The sequence below is a fragment of the Pedobacter nyackensis genome, assembly GCF_900176505.1.
In the GTDB taxonomy this organism is placed as follows: Bacteria; Bacteroidota; Bacteroidia; order Sphingobacteriales; family Sphingobacteriaceae; genus Pedobacter; species Pedobacter nyackensis.
Map to the genome: position 1 here is coordinate 751,123 of NZ_FWYB01000001.1, position 17,131 is coordinate 768,253.

15 protein-coding genes are annotated in these 17,131 nt (G+C 37.5%); 12 read left to right on the forward strand and 3 right to left on the reverse strand.

Features of this window, described 5'->3' with window-relative positions; genetic code table 11:
• Window positions 1-18: 18 nt before the first annotated feature.
• The 9 genes from B9A18_RS03075 to B9A18_RS03115 all read left to right on the forward strand — a co-directional run bounded on the left by B9A18_RS03075 (window position 19) and on the right by B9A18_RS03115 (window position 6,508).
• Entirely contained in the window at window positions 19-738 is a 720-nt protein-coding gene (locus B9A18_RS03075) for a hypothetical protein (protein WP_084287187.1), read from the forward strand.
• A 63-nt stretch (window positions 739-801) separates the two neighbouring features.
• Entirely contained in the window at window positions 802-1,881 is a 1,080-nt protein-coding gene (locus B9A18_RS03080) for a helix-turn-helix domain-containing protein (RefSeq protein ID WP_084287188.1), read from the forward strand.
• A gap of 61 nt (window positions 1,882-1,942) precedes the next feature.
• Window positions 1,943-2,755, forward strand: a complete 813-nt coding sequence (locus B9A18_RS03085) for a helix-turn-helix domain-containing protein (RefSeq protein ID WP_084287189.1) — start codon at window positions 1,943-1,945, stop codon at window positions 2,753-2,755.
• Between the two features lie 49 nt (window positions 2,756-2,804).
• Window positions 2,805-3,302 (forward strand): hypothetical protein, encoded by a 498-nt coding sequence (locus B9A18_RS03090; RefSeq protein ID WP_144009377.1) that lies wholly within the window; start codon window positions 2,805-2,807, stop codon window positions 3,300-3,302.
• Entirely contained in the window at window positions 3,292-3,918 is a 627-nt protein-coding gene (locus B9A18_RS03095) for a succinate dehydrogenase/fumarate reductase transmembrane subunit (RefSeq protein ID WP_084287191.1), read from the forward strand. Before B9A18_RS03090 ends, B9A18_RS03095 begins: the two co-directional genes overlap by 11 nt.
• A gap of 247 nt (window positions 3,919-4,165) precedes the next feature.
• Entirely contained in the window at window positions 4,166-5,278 is a 1,113-nt protein-coding gene (locus B9A18_RS03100; RefSeq protein ID WP_084287192.1) for a hypothetical protein, read from the forward strand.
• Window positions 5,279-5,474: 196 nt separating this feature from the next.
• The gene (locus B9A18_RS03105) at window positions 5,475-5,696 is read left to right on the forward strand and encodes a hypothetical protein (protein ID WP_084287193.1); all 222 of its coding nucleotides are present in this window, start codon (window positions 5,475-5,477) and stop codon (window positions 5,694-5,696) included.
• 34 nt (window positions 5,697-5,730) lie between these two features.
• Window positions 5,731-6,198 (forward strand): MauE/DoxX family redox-associated membrane protein, encoded by a 468-nt coding sequence (locus B9A18_RS03110; protein WP_084287194.1) that lies wholly within the window; start codon window positions 5,731-5,733, stop codon window positions 6,196-6,198.
• 4 nt (window positions 6,199-6,202) lie between these two features.
• Entirely contained in the window at window positions 6,203-6,508 is a 306-nt protein-coding gene (locus B9A18_RS03115; protein WP_084287195.1) for a hypothetical protein, read from the forward strand.
• A gap of 52 nt (window positions 6,509-6,560) precedes the next feature.
• Here B9A18_RS03115 and B9A18_RS03120 read toward each other — a convergent pair whose 3' ends face one another.
• The 3 genes from B9A18_RS03120 to B9A18_RS03130 are packed head-to-tail and all read right to left on the reverse strand — an operon-like array spanning window position 6,561 to window position 12,679.
• On the reverse strand, window positions 6,561-8,033 hold the full coding sequence (locus tag B9A18_RS03120; protein ID WP_084287196.1) for a TlpA family protein disulfide reductase: 1,473 nt from the start codon (window positions 8,031-8,033) through the stop codon (window positions 6,561-6,563).
• Between the two features lie 31 nt (window positions 8,034-8,064).
• Window positions 8,065-9,441, reverse strand: a complete 1,377-nt coding sequence (locus B9A18_RS03125) for a RagB/SusD family nutrient uptake outer membrane protein (protein ID WP_084287197.1) — start codon at window positions 9,439-9,441, stop codon at window positions 8,065-8,067.
• A 10-nt stretch (window positions 9,442-9,451) separates the two neighbouring features.
• Window positions 9,452-12,679, reverse strand: a complete 3,228-nt coding sequence (locus B9A18_RS03130; RefSeq protein WP_084287198.1) for a SusC/RagA family TonB-linked outer membrane protein — start codon at window positions 12,677-12,679, stop codon at window positions 9,452-9,454.
• A 558-nt stretch (window positions 12,680-13,237) separates the two neighbouring features.
• Here B9A18_RS03130 and B9A18_RS03135 point away from each other — a divergent pair.
• From B9A18_RS03135 to B9A18_RS03145, 3 genes are all read left to right on the forward strand, one after another.
• Window positions 13,238-13,459, forward strand: coding sequence for a helix-turn-helix domain-containing protein (locus B9A18_RS03135; RefSeq protein ID WP_084287199.1), 222 nt, complete (start codon window positions 13,238-13,240; stop codon window positions 13,457-13,459).
• A 499-nt stretch (window positions 13,460-13,958) separates the two neighbouring features.
• Complete coding sequence (locus B9A18_RS03140) at window positions 13,959-15,128, forward strand: SIR2 family protein (protein ID WP_084287200.1); 1,170 nt, start codon at window positions 13,959-13,961, stop codon at window positions 15,126-15,128.
• Window positions 15,128-16,996, forward strand: coding sequence for an ATP-binding protein (locus B9A18_RS03145; RefSeq protein ID WP_084287201.1), 1,869 nt, complete (start codon window positions 15,128-15,130; stop codon window positions 16,994-16,996). The genes B9A18_RS03140 and B9A18_RS03145 overlap by 1 nt, the downstream gene beginning before the upstream one ends.
• The last annotated feature ends 135 nt before the right edge of the window (window positions 16,997-17,131 follow it).

Genomic DNA, 17,131 nt, shown 5'->3' on the forward strand with positions numbered 1-17,131 from the left:
GTTAAAATACACCTTAAGATGAAATTTCAAAAAGCAATATTAACACTCGTTTTGATCGCTGTAGTACACTTTGGCCAGGCTCAGGGGAGGTACTTTGAGGCCGTATGCGAAAAATCAACAGGAAATCTGTTCGGCGATAATCTTTTTGGTTATATCAGACCCCTGAATAAGCAGCCTGCTATCACTTTCCAGCTCACCAATAAAAGTAAAAGTAAAGCGGAGCTGATGAAGCTGTTGCAGAGTTATCTTAAAAGTCGCCCGGCTCTTAAAGTTGAGGAGGTTGTAAATGGTGAGGGGGCTTACATCTGTTATAGGGATTTTGCCAGCATTGGCGATAAAAGCAAATGCTATGCTGATCTCAGCGGCCTTACCTATGTTTACGCTGTTCCTTTAGATGATATGATAAAAATACGCATTGGGCTGACTTCAAAAATTTATGCTACGCTTAATGATGCAAAATTGCAGATCAGCCCTTCGGGCACTGTTGTTTCTGATAACGATGTGCCTTTTGGCGATTACAAATATGTACAGCCTGGCGGATATAAAACCGGAAATACCGGTGGTTTGATCGGCAAGATAAAGGAAAAGACCAAATCACCAGGCCTAGCTTATCCTGATAGTATTTTCGATGCTGAAGGAAATGTAGTTAACCCGGTTAACAAACAAATCATTGAAGCATTTTACGATGGCTATATCAATGATTTAAAAAAGTTCCTCGACGAAAATTTCAAGAAGTAATTGCGAATCAGATGCGTTAAATTTCTATTTTTACCAGACCTATAGATCTTTAAAAAAGCATAAATGCAATATCTTGTTGGCGCAATCATCGCGGTTTACATTTCCATATTAATTTTAGGTAAGAAGAAAAGAGTTACCGCCGATTATATATTGGCTGCCTGGTCGTTTTTTGCAGGGGTGCATCTGACTTATATTTATTACTATGCAAGCGGTAAATATATCGACATACCGGAGCTAATAGGGTGGAATGCGCCTATTCCTCTTGCTCATGGCCCATTTCTTTATGCTTACATATTGCAGCTTACGCAACAGCAAAAAACCAGGTACGGCTGGTTGCTGTTTTTTGTTCCTTTCTTTTTAGGTTATTTGTACATACTGCTTGATCTGCAACCCTTATCCAATGCAGCGCGAATTTCGATGCTAAGTGGAAATCAGCCGCCCGAATTGAAATGCGAATACCTATTTCCCGGTCTTACCACCGCCATTATTTGCTCGGGCGTTGTTTATATTGCGGCTTCCCTGGTTCTGCTCAGAAGGCATAAAAAAAATATCAACGAACAGTTTTCCAATACCGACAGAATAACCCTGAACTGGCTTCGTTATCTGATTGCAGGGATAGTCATTATCCTTAGTTTTTTCATCTTGGGACAAGCGGAACTAACCTTTCTTTCGGTGGTTGGGTTTATCGTTTTCCTTGGTTATTTCGGTATAAGACAAGTGGGGATAATTAGTGATGAAACTGCTGAAGAAACAACCGTAAAGGGTAGGTATGAAAAATCTACCTTAACGGGTGGAGTGGCTCAAAAAATACATGCAGAATTGATTGAAGTTATGCAAACTGAACAATTGTATAAAGACCCTGAGCTTACCCTCGGCATGCTGGCTAAGCGACTGGCGGTTCATCCGGGATTATTGTCTCAGGTATTAAATACAGAAGAGCAAAAAAGTTTTTACGACTATATCAATGAGCATAGGGTAAATGAATTTAAAAAACTGGTATGCCTGCCCGAAAATCGAAATTTCACGATTTTATCCATTGCATTTGATTGCGGATTTAACTCAAAATCATCCTTCAACCGAAACTTCAAGAAGATCACACAGATTTCGCCATCTGCGTATGTAAAGCAGCATCATTTGGATTAATTATAGGTGTCAACTTATATATTGAGACGATTGCACCATTCGAAGTATAGATACTTGCAGGATGGATTACAGACATTATGCTCCTCCTGCTTTTTTGAAAGATTACATTAGGTACTATTGGAGTGCTGATTTTCTACAGTCCGATTTACCGGGGTTTGTGGTGAAAAGTTTTGCCGACAGGTATCCCCGTTTAATCTTTCAAATTTTAGGTCGGTTTGAACCTATGCGCAATCAAAGGGGAGAAAAGTTACCCGTATGTTACTTAAGTGGAATAGGTACTCAACCAACAGTTGCCACCTTTGATGGCGTTTTTTCTCAGTTTGGTGTTAGCTTTTACCCGCATGCTTTAAATGCTCTTTTTAGGCTTGATGCCTATGAACTCGTTAATCAAGTGTCGGCCATCCAAAGTTTTTGCAAGACCGGAATTCAAGATGAGCTAGCGCAGGCAGGTTCTCATTACAACAGGGTACAGGTACTGAACCAATATTTTTATGGGAAGCTGTGTAACAACAGCAAGCAGGATTTATTAATCAACAACATTATTCGGCAAAATGAAATTAACATTGATAGCGAAATTCTTGAACTGCCAAAAAAATACAATATTTCGGAAAGGCAGTTAGAACGGTTGTTTAAAACCAGCCTGGGTATTTCTCCAAAAAAACTGCAACGCATTATTCGTTTCGAGAAAGCGCTGCAATTATTGAGTAACACGGCCTACAGTCAGCTTACTACAATTTCTTATGAACTCAATTACACAGATCAATCTCATTTTATAAGGGATTTCAGCGCATTTTCAGGGACAACGCCTTATCAGTTTGTAAGGACCCAAAGTTTAGGCGCCGAAAGTGCTTCTTTCCTTTATGCGGCCGATTGAAAACAGACCATTCAGCAAATATTTTAAAACCTATAAAAACAAATTACACATGAAAACAATGAACTTAATTAATCGGGCAGTTTCTTTTACAATGGTATTGGCGCTTATGGCAGCGGTATTTACAGGATGTTCTAAAAATGATGATGATGATCAGGGTGGTTCGGAGGATAAAGGCATTGTCAAGATGACGGTGACCACATCCGGCGAATTTGACAAGAACAAGGGCGCAGATATTAATTTAACGGTGTCATCGCACGACAGTCGCGCTAATTATCAAAAATGGAAAGTTAATGGAGTGGAGACCGGCGCAGAGATGAATCATACCTACCTGAGTGATGCTTTTAACGGAGGGAAAACTTTGGTGCTCGAATCGCCGCAGACGTACCTGGGTGCCAGTGTTAATCTAAGTGCTTCTACATCTGATGTAGGTTATACCTTAAGTTATAAGCTTGAAGAAAAAGGAAAGGTTGTAGAGGAAGCAACGATTGTGGTTGCTAAGGATAAACCGGTAAGAAAAAACTGGGTGTTTAGTAACTATGGTAAATAGAATCCATTATTTCTCAGGACTCATCTTATCTGTATTTATTGCATTTCATTTAAGTAATCAGCTCTTCTCGCTTTTTGGAGTTGCTGCACATATAGAAATGATGACTTTGCTAAGGACGGTTTACCGACACATCATCGTGGAGACCGTTCTGCTTTTAACTGTCGCATTTCAAGTAGTAACAGGCATTAAACTGTTATTTAACAAGCGTAAAAAGTCGATGGTAGAAAAGGTACAGCTTTATTCAGGCTTGTACCTTTCCCTTTTTCTTATTATCCATGTGGCTGCGGTTATGTATGGCCGGCAGCTGCAGTTGGATACCAATTTTTATTTCGCTGCAGCGGGGATGAATATGTATCCCATCAACCTTGTTTTCATTCCATATTATTTTTTTGCGGTAGTTGCCATTGCGCTTCATTTGAGCTCACTTCATTATCTAAAAACAAAATCTAAAAAAGTTTCTTACGGTATTGCAGTCATTGGGATAATTGTTGCAATCCTGATTATTATAGGTTATACTAATGCCTTAAAATGGAGGGAGGTACCCGCTGAATATCAAAATTTTATATGCATATCGTCATCTTCGAATTTTTTTAGAAACTCAGTTGTTCTTCGATAAATGTGGGATGAAAACCACACAAATGTTGCATACGAATGCAACATTTGTGCAATGGTAATTACTTTTGCTTTATTATATTAGTAATTGCAACTGCAGTTACGGGCTCATATCCCAACCAGCTGTAGTGTTTCCGGTCCCTTATTCAGGAAACCCAAGCTAAATCAAGCCAGCGGGACCAAAACCACAACCAAATATTTTTTTGTATGAACTCGCTGTGCCCAATGGGACGGCATTAAAATATTCTATTATGTTTACAGCATTAGAAGTGTTAAATGCTTGTGTAGCACAAGTATTAATCAACCCACCAAATCATAATCATGCTACATTGATCAATAATGTGGTGATGGAATGTGAACGTTTAAAAGGACTTCTGTTCGATATTTTTAGTAAGGGTGGAAATGTGGCAGCATTTGCCAGTGTTTTAAATGTGTGCCAGGTTTCGGCAATAAAACTAACCAATAGTTTATGGACTGCTCATCCGGAAAATCCGGTGGTGCAGCAGGCGCTAAATCCTTTAGTAGCTTTAACAAGGCATACCGAGGGGTTTTATTGGGACTTGCTTAATAAAAGTCATGCTTTATCTGCTTTTGAAGTACAGGAGTTACGTGTATGGCTCGATGAAGAATTGAAAGAGATCGAACAGCGGCTTAGGCAAACTCGGATAGATGAATCCTTAATTGAACAACTGATGAAGGCGCATACAGATTTTTTCAAGCCAGAGAAATACCCGGCGCTTTGTTATGCAGACCGGCAGTACCTGGAGGTTTTTATTCCGAAGCTTAAAGCGAAAGCTTTTGATGAGAGGAAGCAGGACTGGAACATTGAGTTAAGGCAATTGCTGATTAAATGGAATTTTAATCATATGGGGATTTATAAAATGCTGATTGCTGAGATTGATAAAATAGTGGATATTAAGAATCTGAAGAAAAAGCAGCAAAAACTTCATGAAATAGATGGATGGTTACATCAGGTTCAGTCCGTTCCGAACATCGCTTATGATTTCCAGATAGGTGATTTTAAAACTTTATTGCTGAAACGCATTGGGCTACTTCAGGAGCAGTTAAGGGTGATGATTGAATTGGAAACACTAATTAAAGTGGAAAGTATTTGTTTTAAGGGGAGTGTTCATGAATTGGCATTGGAGTTTCATTACAAGTATGATGAAGGTGTTTATGTTTTTTCAACCAAAAAAGCTGCTGCTGAATGTATTCTAAGTCATGTCCGAACGGAGGGAACTGAAGAAATTGCTCTGGCATCTTTCTTGAAACTTGATAAGTTAGAATATCGACCTGCTGCAACAAGGTTGTACCAGCGATACGCGAGAATAACAGCAAAACTGAAAAAAGACTTCGATTTGTGAAAAAAGGGGGGATGATCAAGTATCATCCCCCTTGCTATTGTTAACAGCCTTGGGTGACTGTTGAAGGCCCATTTATTTCTTCGTTGATTTTTAAGGCTATCCCCCATAGCCCTTTAAAGCATCATTAAGGGCCTTCTGATCATACCCCTCTGGTGTATTTTATTTTTGCTCTTTTGCTTTTGAAGCATTTACAATAATGGAAACAAAAGCAAATCTATCCTTTAAAATCCGGGCGTTTGCCCAGGTAATGATCCCAGTCCTTTGGCTACTGGGCTGTCTGTACAGGGCGCTGGGTTGCCTGAGTGGTAAGCGAGGTGGCTGCTTATGTTTCTCTCATTGTTTTGTTCGCAATCGTAGGTATGCTTTATTTCCGGGTGGCACCAACATGGATAAATTAACGGAAGCCAATATTGGCTAGAGAAAAATAACGATGAACAATAAATATTGCAACAATGGAAAGTATAACTCATAAACAATCAGCATTTAGCTTAACAGACAAGACCAAAGAATGGATTGTATTTGGCATCTGTTTACTTTGTCTGGCTTTATTTGCATCAGCTGCATATCAAAAGCTGGCAGATCATGAAATCTTTTACAAAGGTTTATCTAAAGTCTCTTTAATAGGAGGAGCAGCCATTTACATTGCCTGGCTTGTTCCAATAGCAGAAATGCTGATCTGTTTATTACTGCTTATACCAACAACTCAAAAAATAGGCTTGTACAGCTTTATAAGTCTGATGACCATATTTACCGGTTACATTTTGAGCATGTTGTTATGGACAGAAAAACTGCCCTGTCATTGCAATCTGATCATCGAAAAATTGAGTTGGGCTGAGCATTTATGGTTCAATGCAGGTTTTATTGCGTTGGCTGTTTTTGCATTGTGGCTGGGTAAAGCAAAAGAATTAATTAAAAAATAATGTCATGAAAAATTTAAGTTTAAATATCAAAAAAATCGCTTTGAGCCTAATGGTAGTTGGCTTGGTGGTAGGGTTTAGTGCATTTACAAGTGTTGAAAAACAGACAAAATTGGCTCCGTTTTATTATGGGTTTAATGGTGTAGAATACCAACTGATTGGTTCTGATTATGATCCAAATAATTGTATTTCTGGTACAGAACGCTGTGTAGTTGAGTCTCCTGATGACACAAACCCAACTATTAGTGTGAGTGCTGCTGCATCTTTACCTTCTCCTACAGGTAATGGACATAATAAGCAATATGATTTCTAGTAAATCAATTTAGGCAGGCTGCCCTATGGTTATTTGGGCAGCCTGCTTTTAATTATTTCAGGGCTTTTTCTAAAATCGCTATAAAATCTTTAGCCGATTGTGGATTAATAGGCCGGGGCGGTGTTGAAGTTATTACTTTGCCCTCTTTATTTATGATGATTAACCGGGGATAAGAATTAATATTATAATATTTTATTATAGGATGATTATGCCCTAATCCCTCCGTATATAAATTTACATTTCTTTCATGGGTGTGTAGCTTACTTTTTAGTCCGTTGTTGATCCAGTTATCTTTTTGAAAATCAGTGCTGACTGTTAAAAACACAACATCTTTATTTTTGAAATGGTCAATGATAGGACCCATTTGTTTAGCCAATACCCTGCATGGTATACAACCTGTAAACCAAAATTCCATTACTAAAACCTTTCCTTTAAAATCACTCGATTTAATGATGTTACCTGTCGAATCAGGAAGCGAAAATGGATAAGCCTCTGCATTGTTCCCCACAGCTGTTTTAAGTCTTATTAACGCTTTTTTATATGGTAGATAGCTTGTTAAATTAATGGCCTTATCAATATCCGAAAATACATTTAAATAAGAGCGGGGTAATTCTGTAAAAGCTATAAGAAACAATATCTCCCGTATTTTTCCATCAAAATTTTCAGCTATAGTATTGATAATTGAATGGGAACTTAAGTTATTTAATTGCGCAGGATTTAGGAGTTTGTTTTCAAACTTCAATTTTTGAAACAAAAAGTCCACCATAAAAGGGGATAGATAAGCTTTCTTATCAAGTTGCTCAGGAAGTGGTTTTAAATTTTGCGCATAGAAATCTTTGGCCTCTGGCGTGTAGTCCCTTTTGCTTATTTGTTTTAGAAATTGGAGATATTTAAGAATAGAGCTCGCTTTGGCAGCGTAACACTGGGTATACAGGAGGTCATATATTTCCTGACTTAACTTAGTTTTGTTGCTATTCAAAAACACTATTTGTTCATCAAAGGCTGCTTCTCTCATTATTTTAGCTTCCTCAATTGACCGCGGGGTTTTTAAATGCCTATCTGAGATTTTAAATAGATTAGCCTGAATATTCATTTTTTCCGCTCCCTTACCACTGAACCAGATTGAATCTGCATAAATTTCACAACTTATTTGATCTCCTCTTTCTATCACATAAATCCTGTTACTACTAAAAAATATTCCGATAGACTTATCACAAGCATAGCCAATCCATAAGTAATTTAGGGATGCATGTAAATTGAATTTAGATTGGAATCTACCATCGTAGGTGACTTGATTTTCAGTTGATTCCACATTTAGTAATGCTGCAGTGTTGGACCATACTTCACTCATTTCAAAAGTAAGTCTTCCCGGAGCTGTCTTTGCCCTGCTATCCTTACATATCCCGCTTATTGTAAAAGTATGCTTTGAATCCAGTTTATCTGGATAATTTGAACTTTGTAAAGTGTCGGCTTTTACGGGGCTTATTAACTGAAGTAGAAATGGTATTAAGATTAAATGTTTCATAATATTGGTTTTGTTAATTTATCGTTTTAATTTATCGTTGATTTTGGGTTATGCCACTTAAAGCTATTTCCTGATCGGGAATTGGGAACACGTATCTTGAATCATTAGGAGGGAGGGAATAAGTGATGTTATTGATTACTCTGATTAAAGTGATGTTCATTCCATCACGATTAAACCTTTTCAAATCCGACCATCTTAGCCCTCTCCAAATCAGTTCTTTAACACGCTCTTCCAATACCAGCCTAATTGCCTCTTCCGTTGTGCTTGCAGTGAGTTTGGTAAAAAGGTTTTTCTTGTAACGCTTAATAAGATATTGATTGAGCGTTTCCATTGATAAAGCTGTTTCTCCTCTGCGGGCCAGGCATTCAGCTTTTATGATCAGCACCTCATCGGTGGCCAATCCTGTAAAGGGGTAAGACCCACCACCAACATAACCGCGTTTCATATTGTATTTGTTCACTCCGGTTTTGCTAAAGAAAATAACCTTCCTCAAATCATTGTCACTATACAGGGCTATAAAATTTGGGTTTACCTGGAATTTAGGAACATTGCCATATCCAGATAGGTCATAATAGTTAACCACCTGAGTTGACTGATAGATCACTTCATCAGTATTCCATGTAAATGGAGTTGTTGCTGTGGTACTTATTCCGTTGTAATCAATTAGTTTATTGTGGTATAATAAGCAGCTATCTGCGGCTATTTCGGCCATGCTATAATTGCCCATGTATAAATAAATTCGCGCTTTTAGGGCTAATACAGCAGCTTTAGAAGGCCTGTTTTTATTCCTCTCAGGCACCTCAGCATCCAATAACCTTCCAGCTATTTCGAGATCCCGAAATATATGATCAAAGGTGGATTGCAGCGATGACCTTTGTGTCACCTGATCTACATCCGGACTTAATTTAATAGGGATGCCCAGATCACTGGCTGCGGTAATTGAGTTATATACAGGTGAAAAGTTTTTGACCAGATCATAACATGCGTAAGCACGTATAAAACTTGCCCAACCCTTTGTACGATTGCTCTGCTTTTGATCCTTAAAGTTTTTCTCCTCTAAAACTTTAAGGACACTATTTGCATAGAAAATTTGACTAAACGGAACTTCCCAATCTAAAACAGTCTCACCATTATACAGGTTCCGATCCCATATGTATCCATTTCTTTCGGTGGCCGTTGTTAATGAATAATATTGCTGATCAGATACGATGTTGTATTCATCTGCCGAGATATGAGGTAAGCCACCTGTATAATTCATGATGGTCTGATTCTCTAACAATCCGTTAAGTTCTGCTATTGTGTTTGGAGCAGTGATTGTTGATAGTGGTTTTTTATCCAAAAAGCTCTTTTTACAGCTCGTAAAAAGGGATACGGCTATAGTTAGGCAATAAACTGTTTTCCAATTCATAATTATATTTTTATAAGTCTGCTTTAATTCCGATTGCTATGGTTCTTGGTGTCGATACATTGCTGATGTCGGGGCGTGGTACATCGGGATCTAATCCGAGTTTATTGGCTTTCCACAAATAGCCCAGGTTATTGATGTAGCCATATACCTGAAGCTTTGAGAAGTACTTGCTTATATTTTTAATGCCGTTTAAGTTCCAGTTCAAACGGATGTCCTGCAGACGGATGTTATCTGCCTTTTCAACTAAAATATCCGAATACATATAAGTGTTGTCGCGTTGGCCTATAGCAGGATACAGTAATGCCGGTACATTCGTAATTTTTTCATCACCCGGATTGCGCCAACGTTTATCATAATCTATAGCATTCTTATACCCGCCTGTAGAATATAGCGTAGTGTTATCTAATGACGCTCTCCTAAAAAAGTAGCCCAACCGATAAACTATATTTAATGAAATCTCGATGGATTTGTAAGCAAATGAATTTCGAATGTTGCCATATTTAGTTGGCACTGATGACCCTATATACCTGATGTTTGAGCGCTCTGATGAATTAAAAATCAGGGAATAGTCTTTAGAAGGTTTACCATCTAACATCACTTGTGGGTCTCCTTTGTTATCTAAACCAGCCCATTTATAAGCATAAATAGAAAAGAATGGATTGCCTGCTAAGGGACTATTATAGGGCGATGAAATTACTGATGTATTTAAGCCATTAGCTACATTGTAGCTGGTAACCTTATCCTTGTTAATGCTAAAAGTTAAGTTTGTAGTCCATTTTAATGGACCGTTTAAGTTATTGCTGTTTAGTAAAAGATCAAGCCCTTTGGTAAGCGTATTTGCTGTATTTCCCTTAAAGGTGGCAACTCCTGCTTGTGGGGCGAGCGGGCTTTCACCAAATAAATCGATGCCATATTTAATGTAAGGATCAATGCTTCCTGACAACCTGTTATTGATGGTAGCGAAATCAAGACCGGCATTGATTATCTTAATTCTTTCCCATTTTAATGATGGATTTGGAGGGTTTGTAATGGTGTAGTAAGCCGAACCATATCTATTGTTTGGGCCCGCTGATGCAGTTAGTAAGGCAGTAAGGTTTTTACTTACATTACCAGTATAACCATAACTTCCCCTTAACTTTAAATGCGGTAGCCAGCTGAGCTTGTAGAAGGGTTCTTTGTTTATATTCCAAAGCAAGCCTGCCGACCATAATGGAATGCCTCTCTGATTAGGTTTTACGCCAAATAGATTAGATTCGTCCTTTCTGGCACTTAGTGATAAAATGTATTTACTGTGTAGTTCATACGAAGTGTTCACAAAGTAAGAGAGGTAGCGGTCTAACATGTATCCAGATCCTTGCCCAGCGTCAATCCTTCCTGTATTTCCGCTGTATAGAATGGTATAATCCTTAGTGAAATCTATTGCAGAGTTTGCATTGGTAAATGTTTCTTCATTAAAGCCATAAAAGCGTTGGTTGATGTAGGTTGTATAATTGTTACGAACCTCCATACCCGCGATGGCCGAAATGTTGTGATGGTTGCCAATAGATTTGTCATAGTTTATCTGAAACCTGGCAAAGTTTGATTCGTACTGTGATCTGCTGTCATTTACAATGCCACCTTGTGGTATTGGCCTTTGTACTGATCCCGTAGTGTGATCAATAACCGAATAGCGGTTTACAATATCCCTTGCATAATGCGAGTCGGCGTTATAGTTGTCATTCTGGACATTAAGTTGCGTTTGGTGCTGATAAAGTAAAGCAAGCTTCAGGTTTTTAATAATTGAATAGTTCAGCCCTGCATTTAAAATGTAACTGGTAAGTTTAGTATGGCTATTTGCTTTGTTTTCTTCCAGCGGTTTATAATACCAGTCTAAAAGGTTTGTTTCAGCGGCCATATCTACATAGGATAATCTTAATCCTCTTTGAACAGCTAATGCATTTCCTTGCTCGTTGGCCAGCCTTTCATAAGGAGATGCAGGTGAGCTATATCCTTGGTTAATCGTTCTGGAGGAAGAGGAACTAAGTATTATTCCTGCGTTTATTTCCAGCTTATTGTTTAACAGCGTAAATGAGTTATTGGCGTTTAATGTATATCTGTTATAGCTATTGGTTATTCTTGAAGCAAGATTTCTATCGTAGCCGGCTGATATAAAGTATTTATTTTGATTGCTACCTCCTTTTACATAAAAGGAGTATTGCTGGTTGGTGCTGGGGCGATATAGATACTTTAACATATCCCTTCGGATATCATAGTTTTTTAAAGCATCTATTTGTTTTAGTGAGTCGGCCCTGGAAATCTTATTTTTAGCATGGGCATCCATAATTACTATGGCTGCGGAGATTGGCGTATAACCATTACTTATAGTTGATGTATAAGCTCCCTGATTAAATAAATACTGTTCAATATCAATATATTGGGAAGAGGAGAACCACGAAGGTTGATATAAATCGGGCTTAGCTCCAATGGTTAAATTGGTATTGATGCCGGTTTCTAGCTTTGACTGATAACTTCCTTTGTATGTTGTGATTACAATCACCCCGTTTCCGGCTCTTGTTCCCCAGATGGATGCTGCTGCGGCATCTTTCAGAATGTTAATGTTTTTTATATCATTGGGATTGATATTGGTGATTTCTCCTTCGTATGGAAAATTATCAAGGATAATAAGCGGTTTGTCTTCCCCAAAAATTGTACTTCTACCTCTTATGTTTAAGTCGCTTTGGGTATTTTGAGTTTTACTTTTATTAAAAATAAGTGCGCTTGTTACCCCATCTAATCTGTCGAGAATATTTGTACCGACCCGTCTGTTCAAGAGTTCATTGTCAATGGTAGTAAAAGAGCCAGTGGCTCTTTCTTTAGGAATGTTCTGGTATCCGGTGGATACAATTTCTACTTCTTTCAGGTTTTTGTCATCAGTATCCAGTGCTATAATAAGAGACTCTTTTAGCGGGATCTGGATGCTGATGTTTTTGGTTTTATAGCTTAGGTAGTATATGGATAAATTATACGTGCCATTGCCCAAGGTTAGGATAAACTCTCCTTTATCATTGCTGATTACGGTGTGGTTGGTGGTTGTTACTTTTATGACTGCACCGGGTAAAGCTTCGCCGGTTGTGGCGGAGATGACTTTGCCTGAAATGGCTTGGTTTTTTAATGGGGGCGGGGTGTTTTGGCTTTGTGCTTCGGCCTTAAAATTTAGGCAAAGTGCGGCCATGACGATGATTTTTATCGTTTTTAACATATCTGGTTAGAGGTTGTACCTATAAGCCAGATATGGGAAATGTTGCCGTACCTGGCTTGTAGATGATTAATGGATTAAGAAATTAAGCGTGAATGCTTATTTAGGCACTGCTACAATTATTTTGGTGGACAAATGATAAGAGAGAAAAGATTGTAGTAGTTGGTAAGGTTAGCTGTTTTCATATTAATCGTTGTTAGTTTCAATTTAATATGAGTCGCTGGATGGTGTACAAAAATAGGCGGGGCCTTATCTATATAAACCACCACTCTTAGTTGACAGCCAAGATAATGGTCTACAGTAAGGCCCACACCTATCCTAAAGCACAAATATATGCACTTTAAGTCGATCTGGGCATTTTTCTTACTGTCTCGCATCTTGGCTGTCAATCTTTGAGTGACGAGACTCTTCAGTTAATACCTCTTAAAGAGGAAGTAATTATGTTTTGAAATTTTTATTTGATCATACGTTCTACAAATGGTTATGTAAAGATAAGAATATATTTCATTTCTTGTCAATATTGACAAGAAATATTTACGTAAAAGACATCAATTTTCTCTCATGAAAGTTGAATTCAAAAAGCATTATGAAATTATAGGTAATAATGTAAGAAAGTTCAGAAAGGAATTGGGCTGGTCTCAAGAGGAATTGGCACAACGTTGTTCGGTTAATGCAGCGAAGATTAGCCGGATCGAAAATGCTAGAAGTGATTATATGCATTCAACATTGTTGGAAGTTTGCCGAGCACTTGGGAAGGAATTAGTTGAAATGATAAAGGAATAGAATCTATTGATGTGGGGGCTGAGAGAGCTGTAGAAAGAGGTTTTTAAAGATGTTACTCTTAATTATCCCAGGGGAAAAAATGGATTAAGTAAAAGGGGAAGTAAAACTAAAGTCTAGTTAGTGGTTTTTGATTTTAAGTTGGTCGTTAACTGTAAGGGTAGCCATTTAGCAACTCTATTTATTAAATCAGCATGGGTATTAGCTCAATGATATTTTTATGTTGTATTAGTAGCATGCGGGGATGAGGGGAGTCTATTGTAACACTTAGAGGGTATATTCTTTATTTTAAAGGATTTATTTGAAAAGCCGGACATTAAATAAATAAAGCACTTACATTGTAAATGTATATAGCAGAGATGGGGCCTGTACCTAAGTACGATTACTTTTAAAAAGAGGTAGTTTGGAGGAATTTTTTTCCTCAATACTTTAACTGCCGAACATCGATAATTTCTAAAAGATATTATATTTACAGTTTTCTAATGTTTTTTATACGCTCAAGATGGATGATGATAAATTTAAAAAGATTATAGAAAGCTGCCATTTAAATTTTCTAATTGGATCAGGGGCATCAAGAAATTTCTTTAATACCCTTGGTAATGTGGAAAATCTTTTGACAGAATTATTGAAGTTCCCAAAGTCAGACTCTAGGGATATTGTAGAAGCAAGCATAAAAAAGGATTATTTTACTAAAGGCATCAAGGGAAATGTAGATATACTGGATGAACAGCTTGTTTCCGAAATGGAACTCGTTAAAACAAGAGAGAATTATCATGACTTTCTGAGTGCAGTAAATATCATCCTGCTACGGAGAAGAAGTACACTGATTGGAAAGCAGGCGAATCTTTTTACTACTAATATGGATATCTTGCTAGATAAATCCCTTGAAGAGCTTAACCTAGAGTATAACGATGGCTTTTCGGGTAAGTTAAATCCAGTGTTCTCAACGAGCAACTATAGAAAGAGTATATTTCAGAAAAGTCCTCATTATGAGAATAAGGCTGAGCTTCCATTATTCAATTTATTTAAGCTGCATGGGTCGGTAACTTGGTCCGCAAATAATGATAAGATTGTTTTTGATAAAAATCTGGATATTTTAAAACGTATATCTGATATTTCGGTTGAGGGAAAATTGATTGAGTCATTTGAGGATAGTGAAAAAAAGGCTAAGGGTATCGACTCTCTTTTAAATGAGGCAGAGTTCATAACTAAGGATGATTCTGTTACGAAATTTCTGAGTGCTTATGATGAGATGGTGATCATCAACCCCACGAAGGAAAAATTCAGTACGACGACAACGCAGTATACTTTCTATGAACTGCTCAGGATGTATTCAAATGAGCTTGAAAAGGAGAATTCAGTTCTGTTTGTATTTGGGTTCTCATTTGCTGACGAGCATATCCGAGAAATTACCAAGCGCGTAGCCAATTCTAACCCCACACTTTTAATATGTGTTTTTGCTTATGATGATAGTGCAAAAAAAGATATTGAAAACAAGTTGAATCTTGGAGAGTTTAAGTTCGGTAATATTTCTGTATTGGTAGCGGGTGATCTAGCTGCCCTGAACAGTACTCGATTTTCTAGTCTTGCTAGGGATCTAGATGATAGTCAGTTCGCTAAAAAAACAAATGATATTATTGTTAACGTAAGCATTCCACCTAAGGACAATTGATGGACGAGCTGAATTCAATAATAAAGATCGGTGTAGTTACTTCTGTTAAGGGTAGGAGTGTAGAGCTTAAAGTTGACACGACTAAGAACGTTTCACACTTGCTGTTCAAAGGAGAATTGATTAAAAACGTCTCTGTCGGTTCTTATGTAAAGATTGCCAAAGGATTTTCTCATCTTGTTGGAAAGATAGAAGGGGAGTTTATCACCGAGGATAAAGGTTCGGATTTTAAATCCTATACCAGTCAGCAAGATAAGGTTAAACGCATTCTTCAGATTAGTCTTGTTGGATTTTTGGAGAGTGGAGTTTTTAAGCAAGGTATAAAAGAGTTACCACTAATTGACAATGAGGCCTATCTCTTAACACAGGGAGAATTTAATCTGGTACATAAGTTTGTCCAGGATGGTGAAGATACATTTGTTTTGGGGAATCTTGCACAGGAAAAGGGGAAAGAGATTGAGTTGGGCATTGATAGACTGCTAGCTAGTCATATCGGAATATTCGGTAATACGGGTAGCGGGAAGTCTTATACTATGGCAAAGTTCTATCACGAAATTATTAATAAATATAAAGGAGAAACTAAGTTTCTTGAGAATGCTCGATTCATTTTAATAGATTTTAATGGAGAATATACCATTCCAAAGCCTGTTTTTGGTGTTCGTGACGATGTAATTATTGAAGAAGAGTTCAAGAAAGTTTATAGGCTTTCCACCGGTAAAGGAGGTAGCATTCTTAAGTATCCGGTAGCGCCCAGTGTACTTAAGGATGCCCAATTTTGGTCATTGATCTTGCATTGTACCGAGAAAACACAGGCCCCATTTGTAGCAAGAACTCTTAAAAATGAATTCATTGAATCCAATATACGTAGTAATGATGGATTTAAAAGGTTGATTTCTGTGACACTTAAAAGTATACTTACAAAGGTTGAACATAACCAGGAACGGAATCTTGCTTTCACTTTTCTGGAAGAACTTGCACGTTTCAATCTCGATTCTAAAATAGATGGTTACAGGGCCTTGTTTAGTGATTACCAAAAAAACTTACAGTTTGTTCCTAAGGATAAATGTTATCTCTATTATAATACGAAGTCTACCGAACCCGATTTTCTTAAGCAGGTCATAACTGATAAGACGAAGGCTCTGACTCCAAATATTGAGGGGCTTTCAGAAATACATATAATTCGGCTTAAGATAATTTTCAATTTTTACCATGAGGTTCAAAAAGGTTTTGCCAATAAGGAGCATATTGGTCCTGTTATGGGCAGACTTGATGAGCGTATATCTGATCTAGAGAAAGTAATTACGGTTGATCTCAACCATAAGGATGATACGTTGATGTCTATTGTTTCTTTGAAGGACGTTAACATGCAGATGCGTAAGATCCTTCCAATGATCATCTGCAAACAGGTTTATGAAGATAAAAAGCATCGGTTTGAAAAACATAAATACCTCAATATTATCATTGACGAGGCACATAATATATTATCGTATAATTCTGAGCGGGAAAATGAAAGTTGGAAAGACCATAGGTTGGAAACCTTCGAGGAAATCATAAAAGAAGGAAGAAAGTTTGGGGTTTTTTTAACGATAGCTAGTCAGCGGCCCTCAGATATTTCAAGTACTATAATTTCCCAACTTCATAATTATTTCTTGCACAGATTAATAAATAATAAGGATATAGAGGCTGTGGAGAAAACCATTTCCTATTTAGACAAGGTCTCTTTTGATTCTCTTCCGATTTTACCACAAGGCAGTTGCATTTTGGCTGGTCTGGCAGCTCAGTTACCCATTGTTATCGAAGTAGGAAAGATTGCGGATCGTTATAAACCTTTTAATGAGACAATGTGTTTAACTTCAAACTGGAAGGATTAATTATGTAATAACTAGCGATAAATAAAAGTGAGAATCCAAGTCCAAAAAAGGCTGAATTTGAGTGCAAGAAACAGGCTCTGGAAAAATCTTGATTAACTTTGAGATAAGTTTATAGTCTTTTATATCACCTAAGCA

Excerpts from the sequence above, each read along its gene's own strand:
- B9A18_RS03130 (WP_084287198.1), bottom strand. The coding sequence starts at position 12,679 with ATGTTAAAAACGATAAAAATCATCGTCATGGCCGCACTTTGCCTAAAT.
- B9A18_RS03085 (WP_084287189.1), top strand. The coding sequence starts at position 1,943 with ATGGATTACAGACATTATGCTCCTCCTGCTTTTTTGAAAGATTACATT.
- B9A18_RS03100 (WP_084287192.1), top strand. The coding sequence starts at position 4,166 with ATGTTTACAGCATTAGAAGTGTTAAATGCTTGTGTAGCACAAGTATTA.
- B9A18_RS03075 (WP_084287187.1), top strand. The coding sequence starts at position 19 with ATGAAATTTCAAAAAGCAATATTAACACTCGTTTTGATCGCTGTAGTA.
- B9A18_RS03115 (WP_084287195.1), top strand. The coding sequence starts at position 6,203 with ATGAAAAATTTAAGTTTAAATATCAAAAAAATCGCTTTGAGCCTAATG.
- B9A18_RS03120 (WP_084287196.1), bottom strand. The coding sequence starts at position 8,033 with ATGAAACATTTAATCTTAATACCATTTCTACTTCAGTTAATAAGCCCC.
- B9A18_RS03110 (WP_084287194.1), top strand. The coding sequence starts at position 5,731 with ATGGAAAGTATAACTCATAAACAATCAGCATTTAGCTTAACAGACAAG.
- B9A18_RS03135 (WP_084287199.1), top strand. The coding sequence starts at position 13,238 with ATGAAAGTTGAATTCAAAAAGCATTATGAAATTATAGGTAATAATGTA.
- B9A18_RS03105 (WP_084287193.1), top strand. The coding sequence starts at position 5,475 with ATGGAAACAAAAGCAAATCTATCCTTTAAAATCCGGGCGTTTGCCCAG.
- B9A18_RS03140 (WP_084287200.1), top strand. The coding sequence starts at position 13,959 with ATGGATGATGATAAATTTAAAAAGATTATAGAAAGCTGCCATTTAAAT.
- B9A18_RS03125 (WP_084287197.1), bottom strand. The coding sequence starts at position 9,441 with ATGAATTGGAAAACAGTTTATTGCCTAACTATAGCCGTATCCCTTTTT.
- B9A18_RS03090 (WP_144009377.1), top strand. The coding sequence starts at position 2,805 with ATGAAAACAATGAACTTAATTAATCGGGCAGTTTCTTTTACAATGGTA.
- B9A18_RS03080 (WP_084287188.1), top strand. The coding sequence starts at position 802 with ATGCAATATCTTGTTGGCGCAATCATCGCGGTTTACATTTCCATATTA.
- B9A18_RS03095 (WP_084287191.1), top strand. The coding sequence starts at position 3,292 with ATGGTAAATAGAATCCATTATTTCTCAGGACTCATCTTATCTGTATTT.
- B9A18_RS03145 (WP_084287201.1), top strand. The coding sequence starts at position 15,128 with ATGGACGAGCTGAATTCAATAATAAAGATCGGTGTAGTTACTTCTGTT.